Source organism: Pseudomonas sp. GW460-12-10-14-TSB1 (assembly GCF_017349775.1).
In the GTDB taxonomy this organism is placed as follows: domain Bacteria; phylum Pseudomonadota; class Gammaproteobacteria; order Pseudomonadales; family Pseudomonadaceae; genus Aquipseudomonas; species Aquipseudomonas piscium.
On record NZ_JACNAC010000005.1, the window covers coordinates 65,969 to 77,758 of the forward strand.

The window sequence follows — 11,790 nt, forward strand, 5'->3', positions numbered from 1 at the left end:
CTCGCAGGCTCGGCAGCGGCTACAGGGTTTAGCGTCAGTCGCCAATTACCATCAAACCGCAATATCGCTTTTGCTCTGGCTCTGGCTTTGGCTTTGGCTTTTGATCCACCCGCCCCATCGGGAGGCTTCGTTCCGGTGTTCATCAGGGGGATGGCGCGCAGCGCCCCTCGACGCAGTCGAGGACATCGAATGGAGGTCGAAGCGAAGCCGACCAGAGTCGATGCCCCCTGATGGACGCCGGAGCGAGGGAACCTGAGCGCAGCGAAGGCCGTACGCAGGGGCAAGACTTTTTGGTTACTTTTGGGGCGTTTGCCAAAAGTGACCCGCCGTAAGGGCGGAACCATAAGCGGCCGTGACCGCAGGAATGGATATGTACCCCGTCCAAAAAATGCAGCGCCAGTACGGACGCCATCGCGGGCAAGCCTCGCTCCTACAGAGTCAGCGATCAGCAGAAACAACGATGGCGCCACTGAGGGCGCCATCGAGGTAAACCGCAAACACAAAGGTCAGGCCTTGACCGGCTCCAGCGCCAGCTCGGTCACCTCCGGCCGCTTCACCACCGCATACACCACCGCCGTCAACAAACTCCCCGCGACAATCGCCAGCAAATACAGCAATGCGTGATTGATCGCATTCGGAATCAGCATCACAAACAACCCACCATGGGGCGCCATCAGTTTGCAGCCGAAATACATCGACAGCGCCCCGGTCAGCGCGCCGCCGGCGATGCTCGCCGGGATCACCCGCAACGGGTCCTTGGCGGCGAACGGAATCGCGCCTTCGGAGATAAAGCACAGCCCCAGCACCAGCGCCGCCTTGCCCGCTTCACGCTCGGTCTGGGCAAACTTGCGCCGGGCGATAAAGGTCGCGATGCCCAGGCCGATCGGCGGCACCATGCCGGCTGCCATGGTCGCCGCCATCGGCGCGTAACTCTGCGACGCCAGCAGTCCCACGGAGAAGGCATAGGCCGCTTTGTTGATCGGCCCGCCGAGGTCGACGCACATCATGCCGCCGAGCAACACACCCAGCAGGATCGCGTTGGTGGTGCCCATGCTGTCGAGGAAATGGGTCAGGCCAGCAAGCATCCCGGCCACCGGTTTGCCCACCACATAGATCATCACCAGGCCAGTGAACAGGCTGGCCAGCAACGGGATGATCAGGATCGGCTTCAATGCCTCCAGGCTCTGGGGCAAGCGCGCGTATTTACTGATGGCCTTGGCCGTATAGCCGGCGATAAAACCGGCAATGATCCCGCCGATAAACCCTGCCCCCAACGTGCTGGCAAGCATGCCGCCGATCATCCCCGGCGCCAGGCCCGGCCGGTCGGCGATGGAGTAAGCGATATAGCCGGCCAGCAGCGGCACCATCAGCTTGAACGCGGTGTCGCCGCCGATTTGCATCAAGGCGGCAGCCAGGGTGCCCTCTTCCTTGAACGCGGTGATACCGAAGACGAAGGACAGGGCGATCATCAGACCGCCCGCCACCACCATCGGCAGCATGAACGAGACACCGGTCAGCAGGTGCTTGTAGACCCCGGTTTTCTCCTGCTTGGCCGAGGCCGCAGCAGCGCCCGCCGCTGCCGATTCCACCTGCCCCTCGGCCAGGGCCTTGTTCAGGGTCGCCTCGGATTGCTTGAGGGCGATGCCGGTGCCACAGCGGTAGATCTTCTTGCCGGCGAAGCGCTCGGTGGGCACTTCGATATCCGCCGCCAGCAGCACCACGTCCGCCGCGGCGATGGCCTCGGCGCTCAACGGGTTGCGCGCGCCGACCGAGCCCTGGGTTTCCACTTGCAGCTCATACCCCAGGCGCTTGGCGGTCTGTTGCAAGGCCTCGGCCGCCATAAAGGTGTGGGCCACGCCGGTCGGACAAGCAGTGACCGCCACCAGCCGGGGCGCGTTTTTGCTGGCCGGCGCCGGCTCGGCCACGGCTGCGGCCGCGACATACACCTGGGCCTCCTCGGCGCCGCGCCGCAGCACGCCGTCGACGTCCTGCAGGGCCACTGAGGGCGAGCTCTGGAACACCCGCTTGCCGACAAACCGCGACATGTCCAAAGGCCCGGTGCTGACCACCAGCACCCATTCGGCCGCTTCGAGGGTGGCGGCCGACAATTGCCGTTCCGGATGCGCCTCGTCATGCACTTCGACGCTGGTGCTCCAGCCCTGGCGTTGGGCCGCGGCGTCCAGCAACCGGGCGCACAGCACACTGGTGACCATGCCGTTCGGGCAGGCGGTAACAATGGCTAACTTCATGACCAACCCTCTTATTGTTCTATGAGGGGATGAACGCGCACCCCCTGTTCAAGCTGTGCCAACTGCGTGGCATCGGTGATGCCGAAACCGATCTGGGTCACGGCCATGGCGGCGATGGCCGTGGCGGTGCGCAGGGTCTGTTCGAAAGCGTGGGCGCTGAGCAGGCCGTGGAGCATGCCGGCCAGCAACGAGTCGCCGGCGCCGACGGTACTGGCCACGCTGACCTTGGGCGGCAGCGCCTGCAAGGCCGGCGCGGCACTGAACCAGTTCACGCCTTCGGCGCCATGGGAAATCACCACATGCTCGACACCCTGGGCGTGCAGGCGCCTGGCGGCTTCGGCCTGGGTCGCCAGCGACAGCAGCGGGCTGCCCAGGGCCTCGGCCAGTTCCTCGGTATTGGGCTTGACCAGCCAGGGCCCGGCGGCCAGGCCGGCGCGCAGGGCTTCGCCGCTGGTGTCCAGCGCCACTTTCAACCCCAGCGCCTTAAGACGGGTCAGCAAGGCGTGCAGCCATTGCGGGCTGACGCCGCGCGGCAGGCTGCCGGCCACCACCACCGCGTCATGCCCCGGGGCGATCTGTTCCAGGCGTGCGAGCAAGGCCTGTTGCGCCGCTTCGTCAACCTCCGGGCCGGGGCCGTTGAGATCGGTGATGCGCCCGTCCTGTTCGGCCAGCTTGATGTTGCTGCGGATTTCCCCGGGCACACGGACAAAGGCGTCGACAAAACCGCGGCGGGCGAACAACGCCTCGAACGCCTGGGGATTGTCTTCACCGAGGAAGCCGCTGACGGTCAGCTGATGGCCAAGGTCGGCCAGCACCTGGGCCACGTTCACGCCCTTGCCGGCGGCATGGGTGTGCATGGCTTCGCTGCGGTTGACCTGCCCCGGTTCCAGGCGCGTCAGCTGGACGGTGAGGTCCAGCGCCGGGTTCAGGGTCAGGGTAAGAATCTTTGCCATTACATGGCCTCCACAAGGGCGCGCACATCGTTCGCGCTGCCGACGGCCAGGGCCTGCTCCGCAAGGGTTTGTGCCTGGGTCAGGCTGAGCTCGCGAATGCGTGCCTTGACCTCGGCGATGCTGCGTCCGGAGACGCTCAGTTCGTCCACACCCAGGCCGACCAGCACCGGCACCGCCAGCGGATCGGCCGCCAGCTCGCCGCACACGCCGACCCACTTGCCGTGGGCATGGGCCGCGCGCACGGTGATGTCGATCAGTTGCAGCACCGCCGGGTGCAGGCCGTCGGCCTGGGCCGACAGGGTTGGATGACCACGGTCGATGGCCAGGGTGTATTGGGTCAGGTCGTTGGTGCCGACACTGAAGAAGTCCACTTCCTTGGCCAGCACCGGCGCCAGCAAGGCAGCGGACGGCACTTCGATCATGATCCCCAGTTGCAGGTCGGCCACCGGGATTTCCTGGCGCAGGCGCTCGGTCATGTCGCGGGCGGCGCGCCATTCATCGACGCTGCCGACCATGGGGAACATGATCCGCAGCGGGCGGTTGTCCGCCGAGCGCAGCAAGGCCCGCAGTTGGGCTTCCATGATCTGCGGGCGCTGCAGGGTCAGGCGGATGCCGCGCACGCCGAGGAAGGGGTTTTCTTCCTTGGCGATCGGCCAGTACGGCAGCGGTTTGTCGCCGCCGACATCCAGGGTCCGCACCACCAGCGGCCGCCCGGCCAGGCCATCGAGCACGCGGCGGTATTCGGCTTCCTGGGTGGCTTCGTCCGGCGCTTGCGGGTGGGCCATGAAAATCAGTTCGGTGCGCAGCAGGCCGATACCTTCCGCGCCGTTTTCCACGGCGCTGGCCACCCCGGCGCTTTCGCCGATATTGGCGAAGACTTCGACGTGGTGGCCGTCGGTGGTATGCGCCAGTTGATGGCGTTGTTCCGCGGCGGCCTTGAGCCGTTGTTCGCGGGTGTCGCGCTCTTCGGTGGCCCGTTGCAGGGTGCTGGCATCGGCATCCACATGCAGGCGACCGCGCTGGCCATCGAGCAGCAGCGGCGTGCCCGGTTTGAGCTGCAACACGCCGGCACCGGCCCCGACCAGCGCCGGAATCCCCAGGGCGCGGGCGACGATCGCGCTGTGCGCAGTGGCGCCGCCACGGGCGGTGAGAATACCGGCCACCCGCGCCGGATCGAGGCGCGCCACGTCCGATGGGCCGACTTCATCCATCACCAGGATGTAGGGCTCATCCGGCTCGGTCGGAGTTTCAATGCCACACAACTGCGCCAGCACCCGCCGGCCGATGTCCCGCAGGTCGGCGGCGCGTTCGGCCAGCAGCGCGTCGTGCAAGGCTTCCTGCTGCCGGGCGGCGGCTTCGATCACGGTCATCCAGGCCGCTTCGGCGCTTTCGCCCTGCTTGAGGCGAGTGTCGACTTCGTCGGTCAGTTCCGGGTCGTCGAGCATTTCCTGGTGGGTGACGAAGATCTCGCGAATGGCCTTGGCCTTGCTGCGCTGGATCAGGCCGTCGATGTCATGCCGGACCTCGGCCAGGGCTCGTTGCAGGCGCTCGCGCTCGATGGCGGTGGATTCGCCGCGCAACGGGTAATCGAACGGCTGGATCACCTGGATATGCGCCGGGCCGATGGCGATGCCGGGGGCCGCCGGGATGGCCTGGACCAGGCTGCCGGAAGCCGGCGCGCTGATGGGCACCTCGACTTCTTCCGGCACTTCCTGGGGCGCGCTGGCTTCTGGAACCGGCTCGACTTCTTCCCCCAGACCTTCGGCGATGGCCGCCAGCAAGGCTGGCAGGGCGTCGGCGGCGATGTTCGGTTCGGCGATCAGTTCCAGGGTCTGGCCACGACGGGCGCCGAGGCTCAGCAGCTTGCTCAGGCTCTTCACCGAAACCGCGGAGCCCGGCGCGTCGACGATGCGCACACGGACCTCGCCCTCGAAGCTTTTCGCCAGCTGCGCGAGGATCTTCGCCGGGCGTGCATGCAAGCCGTGGGCGTTGGCCAGGACGATGCGCGCGCTCGGCCAGTCGGCTGGCAGTTCGCCGCCCAGCACTTCCAATACCGCGCGGCTGCTGGTGGCCCGGCCCAGTTCATGGCCGCGGCCTTCGATCAACAGCGCGCACAGGCGCTCGAGCAGGGCCTGATGGGCCTCGCCCAGGCTGGCCAGGCAGAACAGCCCGGCCAATGGCTGGCCGAGGTAGCGAATCGGTTTGTCCGGGGTGACGAAGGCCAGGCCCGGGCGCTTGACGGTCTGCTCGCTGTGCAGCCACCACAGGCCATCGCCCAGGGGCAGCGCTTCGACCTGTTGCAGCACGGCGGCAAAACCGTTGCTCACGCAGTCGGCCTGGCGCAGCAGGCGGGCGCCGCGCCACACCAGCTCTTCGAAGTCTTCGGCGGCCACGCCCAGACCGATCATCTGCGCATCCAGCGCCAGCTCCTGCGGCGCGCCTTGCAGCAGTTTCAGCAGGGCTTCCGGCGAGCTGGCGCGGCGCAGGGCCTGGCCCAGGTCGGTCTCGCCGAGGGCGCGGGTCAAGAGTTGCAGCAGGCGCAGGTGTTCGTCGGATTTGGCGGCGATGCCGATCGCCAGGTAGACGATCTGGCCATCGCCCCAGTCCACTCCCTCGGGAAATTGCAGCAGGCGCACGCCGGTGGCGAACACCTGGTCGCGGGTTTCCGGGGTGCCGTGGGGAATGGCAATACCTTGACCGAGAAACGTCGAGCCCTGGGCTTCGCGGGCCTGCAGGCCAGCCAGGTAACCTTCGGCGACCAGGCCGTCGGCCACCAGTTTGTCGGCGAGCAGGTGCAGTGCAGCGGACTTATCCACAGCCGACTGGCCCATGGATATCTGCTCAATAGTGAGCTCGAGCATGCTTTCTCCTATTTAGCGCCGGGGCGCTAGGTATTGTTTTGAGTGAATCAGTCAGGCGGCTTTAATGCCACAAACGGGACCGCCGGCTTGGCAAGGCCCTGTTCCCGTCTGCCCATACCCCTAGAAAATACGCGTGCTGAAACGTTTAATCTAGAATATTGGGCACGTTACTCGATAATCTTCCATCCTTGAAGCCCTACCTGTCGGCTGCATGTTCCGACATTGGTCGCCTGCCTATATCGGTTAGGATTGGCGAAAATGTCGGGGCAAGCTCCAGAAAACAAGGAAAACCCGGGTTGAAACTCAGTGATATCGCCAGACTGGCCGGTGTGTCCGTCACCACCGCCAGCTACGTCATCAACGGCAAGGCCGAACAGCAACGTATCAGCAACGCGACCGTCGAACGGGTCCGGGCGGTGGTCGAGGAACATGGCTTCACGCCCAACCCTCAAGCCGCCGGGCTGCGCAGCCGGCGGACCCGGACCCTGGGTTTCATCCTGCCAGACCTGGAAAACCCCAGTTACGCGCGTATCGCCAAGCTGCTCGAGCAAGGCGCCCGCGCCCGTGGTTACCAGCTGCTGATCGCCAGCTCCGACGATGCCCCGGACAGCGAGCGACAGCTGCTGCAACTGTTCCGCGCGCGCCGCTGCGACGCGCTGTTCGTCGCCAGCTGCCTGCCGCCCGAGGATGACACCTATCGCCTGTTGCAGGCCCAGGGCCTGCCGATCATCGCCATCGACCGGGTGATGGAGCCGGAGTTTTTCTGCTCGGTGATCAGCGACGATCAGCAAGCCAGCCTGCACCTGACCCGCAGCCTGTTGCAGCCCCAGCCGCGGCAGATCGCGCTGATCGGCGCCCGCCCCGAGCTGGGCATCAGCCAGGAACGCGCCGCCGGCTTCAAGCAGGCGCTGGAAGGTTTCGAGGGCCAGGTGCTGATCGAACAGGGCGAAGCCTTCAGCCGCGACTGCGGTCGCCAGTTGATGGAAGCGTTGCTGGAGCGCCTGGGCCACCTGCCGGATGCCCTGGTGACCACCTCCTATGTGCTGCTGCAAGGGGTGTTCGACGCACTGCACGACTTCCCGCTCAAGTCGCGCCCGCTGCGCCTGGGCACCTTCGGCGATACCCAGCTACTGGACTTCCTGCCGCTGCCGGTGAACGCCATGGCCCAGCAGCACCAGCTGATTGCCGACAAGGCCCTGCAACTGGCCCTGGCCGCCATTGAAGAAGCCCATTACCAACCCGGCGTGAACGCCATCGCCCGGACCTTCAAGCAGCGCATTCACGAGGCTTGACCGTGGAGCTGATCGACAGCCACACCCACCTGGATTTTCCGGATTTCGACGCGGATCGTCAGGCGCTGCTGGCGGCCAGCCGCGCCCTCGGCGTGCGGCGGATGGTGGTGCTGGGAGTCTATCAGCGCAATTGGCAGCGGCTCTGGGAGCTGGTGCAGAGCGATGCCGACCTGCATGCCGCCTTCGGCCTGCACCCGGTCTATCTCGACGAGCACAGGCCGGCCGACCTGATTGAGCTGGGCGACTGGCTGACCCGCCTGGCGGGCCATCCGCAGTTGTGCGCGGTGGGTGAGTTCGGCCTGGATTATTTTCTCGAACAGCTGGATCGCCAGCGCCAGCAGCAGCTGTTCGAAGCGCAACTGCAACTGGCCGCGGACTTCCAGCTACCCGCCCTGCTCCACGTACGGCGCAGCCATGCCGCGGTGATTGCCACCCTCAAGCGCTTCAAGCTCAAGCGCGCCGGCATCATCCACGCCTTCGCCGGCAGCCGCGAAGAGGCCCGCGAATACATCAAGCTGGGGTTCAAGCTGGGCTTGGGGGGCGCCGCGACCTGGCCACAGGCGCTGCGCCTGCGCAAGGTCATCGCCGACTTGCCGCTGGACGCGGTGGTGCTGGAAACCGACTCGCCGGATATGGCGCCCGCCATGTACCCGGGCCAGCGCAACAGCCCGCGACACCTGCCGGAGATCTGCGCGGCCCTGGCCGAGATCATGGCCGTCAGCCCCGAACAGCTGGCGGCGGCCAGTACCGCCAACGCCTGCGCGCTGTTCGGCTGGCCCCACAACGCCTGAATCAGACCCGGAACGCGCTGATCAACTGCTTCAACTGCACCACCTGCGCCGACAGCTGGCGACTGGCGTTTTCGGTCTGGTACGCGCCTTCGGCGGTGCGCTCGCCGGCTCGGTTGATCTCGACGATGTTCTGATCGATGTCGTGGGCCACCGCGGTCTGCTGCTCCACCGCCGCGGCGATCTGCTGGTTCTGGTCGACGATCATGCCCACCGCGCCGAGGATGTTCTCCAGCGCCTGCTGGACCTTCTCCGATTGCCCGACCGTGCCATTGGCCATCTCATGGCTGATGCCCATGGCCTTGACCGCCGCCCCCACGCCGCCATGGAGCTTGACGATCATCTGCTCGATTTCCTCGGTCGATTGCTGGGTACGCTTGGCCAGGGTCCGCACCTCGTCGGCCACCACCGCGAAGCCCCGCCCCTGCTCGCCAGCGCGGGCCGCTTCGATGGCGGCGTTGAGCGCCAGCAGGTTGGTCTGCTCGGCGATGCTCTTGATCACCTCCAGCACCCGGCTGATGGCCTGGCTGTCGCTGGCCAGCTGATTGATCACCAGCACCGACTGGTCGATCTCGCTGGCCAGTTGGGCAATGCTGCCTTGCTGGGACTCCACCAGCCCGCGCCCGCTGATGGTCTCGTCGTTGACGCTGTGGGCGCTGCTGACCGCCGCCGCGGCGCTGCGCGCGACTTCCTGGGACGTGGCGGACATCTGGTTCATCGCCGTCGCCACCTGCTCGATCTGGCTGCGCTGCCCGGCCACCGCCTGGTTACTCTGGGCCGACACGGCTTCCACCTGCCCGGCCTGGCGCTCGACCTCACCGACGGTCTTGCCCACCAGTTCGATCAGGTCGTGGATCTTCGCCACGGTGCCGTTGAACACCGTGCCCAACTCTCCCAGCTCGTCACGGCTCTGGGCATTGAAGGTAACGGTCATGTCACCGGCCGCCACCTTGTCCATCATCGCGCCCAGACGCTTGAGGGTGGTGCGGGTCGAGACGTAGAACGCGCCATAGAGATAGAAGATCAGCAGGAACACCGCCGCCAGCGCCACCACCAGCAGCACCATCTGCGTACGGTTCTGCCCCAGCCGCTGCTGCAGCTCCTCGCCGAGAAACTTCAGGGTCGCCTCGTTGAGCTGGTAGGTCTGCGCCATCAGCCCGCTGACCTGGTCATAAAAGCCCTGCCAGGGCGCGTCCAGGGTATCGGCCATCACCACCTGCTCTTCGAACAGCTCGCTGGCTTGCTTGAGGCTGCCTTTGCTGGCGCTGGCCAGGCTGTCCAGCGCGCCTTGGGCGGCCTTGCTCGAGCCCAGCGCATCCTGCAGTTTCAGGCCGTATTCGGCCTGGAGTTTCTCAATCTGCACCAGCAGCTCATCAAAGCGGGTGCTGGCGGATGAGTTGAGAAAACCCTGGCCCAGGGAATACGCGCCCATCGCCCGCCCTTCGCCAAGAATCTGCGTAACCTGCGGCGTGACGCTGGTCACCAGTTCGCTCAACTGCCGCACATCGCTCTGGGTATCGCGGCTCAGGCCGGACTGGCTGGCGATGATCTGGCTGAAAATCTGCGCGCTGCCCAAGAGCTTGCCGATCAGCGCGCTTTTGCTTTGCAGCGAGCTTTCCGCCTGCTGCGCCTTGAAGGCGGCAATCATTTCATCGCGCTTGCCGTCGAACACGCCGATCTGCTCGGGGTCCACGGTGACCGCGGCCAGGCCCTGCAAGCGTTCGAGCACGGACTTTTCCAGGGTGACTATCTTGCTTTCGATATCCCCGGCCTTGCCGGACTGCCCCAGGGTCGCGTTGATCTGCACCATGTTGTTCAGGGTTTCCAGGTCGCGGCGCAGGGTCAGGCTGCTGCCCAGCAGGTCCAGGCTTTGCAGCTCGACCTGGGTGCCCTGGAATTCACGGTAGGAATCGCGCACCAGATAGAAGTTGGTGACCAGCATCGGCAGAAAGAACAGCACGCTGATCAGGCTGAACTTCATGCCGAAGCTCAGGCGGTTCATCAGGGCAATGGCGGGATAGAGCAAGCTCTTCACAAGAAGTCCCCCTTTTTTTGCTTTTATTTTTATTGGCAGGTGCGCGAACACGGCAGATAGCCACTATTTGGCGCTGCTTCTGTATAGCTCAAATCGGCAAAAGGGTTTGTAACTTAAGGTTAACCGCGCGGGCGGCGGACGGAAGGACGGCTTTATCTGCGCTGGCAAGACCAGGAAGGCTTGCCAGCGCTCACTCGCGGCTCGCCCTCAGGGCAGCACGGTCCACAGGGCGAAACCGGCGTACCAGAGCACCGCGGCCCGCAGCAACAGCTCCCAGATCCGGTCCAGGCTGAGAATGCCATCCGGCCCGGTGATCGGCGCGGGAATTTCAGCGGCGACCAGGCCGACCTTTTCCACCAGCTGCGCGGCGCTGATGTTCCAGTTCAGCAACTCGTGGAGCATTACGCGACTGACCGCGACGAAGTTGCCCACCAGGGCGAAGCTGGCCGCCAGCAAGCGTACCGGCAACCAGTCGAAGGCATGCCGCAGTTGCCCGGCGCGCTCGGCGACCGCCGGGTTCTTGCTGTGTTCGGCGGCCAGCGCCAGCAGGCGATAGCTCAATGCGGCCACCGGCCCCAGCAGGAAGTACCAGAAGATCACCGCGAAAAAGCTCTGGTAGGCCTGCCACAGCAGATGCCCTTGAACCTGCCCGAGCAACTGCTCGCCACTGTCGGCGCAGATATCCAGGTCGCGCTTGGCGACATGCGCCGCGGCTTGCAGGTCCTCGCGGCGCCAGGCATCGCGAAACGGCCCGAGGCCGCCCAGCAGGTCGCCCCGCCCCAGGCTGTAGATCACCACCAGCAGATGCACCGGCAACGCCAGCAGGCCGTAGGCCAGCGGCTCCAGTACCAGCAACAGCAGCCCCAGCAGCACTGCCGGCAGCAGCACCAGCAAGGCCAGCACCCACCAGGGACGCTTGGCCAGACGCGGGCTGGCCTCCTGCCGGAACAGTTGGCGCAACCACGGCTCGTCATGCTGAACGCGCTGGCGCAAGGCCGAGAATTTCTCGATCCATACCGCCAGCAGCAACACCAGAAAACTCATTGTCCTTCCCCTTCGTTCAGGGCCGCGCGATAGCGTACCCAGTCGAATCCGGGCCCCGGATCGGTCTTGCGCCCCGGAGCGATATCGCTGTGCCCACAAATCCTCTGTGGGGTGATGGCCTTGAAGGCCTGCTGCAACTGCCGGGTCAAGGCAATCAATGCGTCGTACTGGGCATCGGTGAACGGCAACTCGTCGGTGCCTTCCAGCTCGATCCCCAGGGAGAAATCATTGCAGCTTTCGCGCCCGTCGAACCACGACACGCCGGCGTGCCAGGCGCGGTCCAGACAGGAGACAAACTGAGTGACGGTTCCGTCACGTTCGATCAGGAAATGCGCGGACACGCGCAGGTCGGCGATCCCGGCAAAATAGGGATGCTCTGTGACATCAAGACGGTTCTGGAAGAATTCCTGCACCTTGCCCGTCGCGAACTGCGCCGGCGGCAGGCTGATGTTGTGGATCACCAGCAGGGAGATTTCATCCGCGGGGCGTGCGTTGAAATTGGGTGACGGGCAATGGCGAACGCCGTGACACCAGCCGCTTGCGGGGTCCAACTGCATACCGATTCCTT

8 protein-coding genes and 1 pseudogene are annotated in these 11,790 nt (G+C 65.6%); 2 read left to right on the forward strand and 7 right to left on the reverse strand.

Annotation, left to right across the window (positions count from 1 at the left end):
• Positions 1–506: 506 nt before the first annotated feature.
• Genes J4D52_RS05095 through ptsP form a run of 3 tightly spaced genes read right to left on the reverse strand, consistent with a single transcriptional unit; the run spans position 507 to position 6,063 of the window.
• On the reverse strand, positions 507–2,249 hold the full coding sequence (locus tag J4D52_RS05095) for a PTS fructose-like transporter subunit IIB (protein WP_063428334.1): 1,743 nt from the start codon (positions 2,247–2,249) through the stop codon (positions 507–509).
• An 11-nt stretch (positions 2,250–2,260) separates the two neighbouring features.
• Entirely contained in the window at positions 2,261–3,202 is a 942-nt protein-coding gene (pfkB, locus tag J4D52_RS05100; RefSeq protein ID WP_063428332.1) for a 1-phosphofructokinase, read from the reverse strand.
• Complete coding sequence (gene ptsP / locus J4D52_RS05105; RefSeq protein WP_102676262.1) at positions 3,202–6,063, reverse strand: phosphoenolpyruvate--protein phosphotransferase; 2,862 nt, start codon at positions 6,061–6,063, stop codon at positions 3,202–3,204. Before ptsP ends, pfkB begins: the two co-directional genes overlap by 1 nt.
• Positions 6,064–6,359: 296 nt before the next feature.
• Between ptsP and cra the strand changes: the two genes are divergently transcribed.
• Together cra and J4D52_RS05115 are read left to right on the forward strand one after the other, a co-directional pair.
• Positions 6,360–7,355 (forward strand): catabolite repressor/activator, encoded by a 996-nt coding sequence (cra, locus tag J4D52_RS05110; RefSeq protein ID WP_063428329.1) that lies wholly within the window; start codon positions 6,360–6,362, stop codon positions 7,353–7,355.
• A 2-nt stretch (positions 7,356–7,357) separates the two neighbouring features.
• The gene (locus J4D52_RS05115) at positions 7,358–8,146 is read left to right on the forward strand and encodes a TatD family hydrolase (protein ID WP_063428327.1); all 789 of its coding nucleotides are present in this window, start codon (positions 7,358–7,360) and stop codon (positions 8,144–8,146) included.
• Between the two features lies 1 nt (position 8,147).
• Here J4D52_RS05115 and J4D52_RS30710 read toward each other — a convergent pair whose 3' ends face one another.
• The 4 genes and pseudogenes from J4D52_RS30710 to ampD all read right to left on the reverse strand — a co-directional run bounded on the left by J4D52_RS30710 (position 8,148) and on the right by ampD (position 11,779).
• Positions 8,148–8,861 (reverse strand): methyl-accepting chemotaxis protein, encoded by a 714-nt coding sequence (locus J4D52_RS30710; RefSeq protein WP_408980326.1) that lies wholly within the window; start codon positions 8,859–8,861, stop codon positions 8,148–8,150.
• Positions 8,862–9,005: 144 nt separating this feature from the next.
• Positions 9,006–10,145 (reverse strand): annotated as a pseudogene (locus tag J4D52_RS30715) (HAMP domain-containing protein); the annotation flags it as partial.
• A gap of 240 nt (positions 10,146–10,385) precedes the next feature.
• Positions 10,386–11,222, reverse strand: a complete 837-nt coding sequence (ampE, locus tag J4D52_RS05125) for a regulatory signaling modulator protein AmpE (RefSeq protein ID WP_025810068.1) — start codon at positions 11,220–11,222, stop codon at positions 10,386–10,388.
• Positions 11,219–11,779: a 1,6-anhydro-N-acetylmuramyl-L-alanine amidase AmpD gene (gene ampD / locus J4D52_RS05130; RefSeq protein ID WP_007922273.1), complete on the reverse strand. Its 561-nt coding sequence runs from the start codon at positions 11,777–11,779 to the stop codon at positions 11,219–11,221. The genes ampE and ampD overlap by 4 nt, the downstream gene beginning before the upstream one ends.
• Positions 11,780–11,790: the final 11 nt, after the last annotated feature.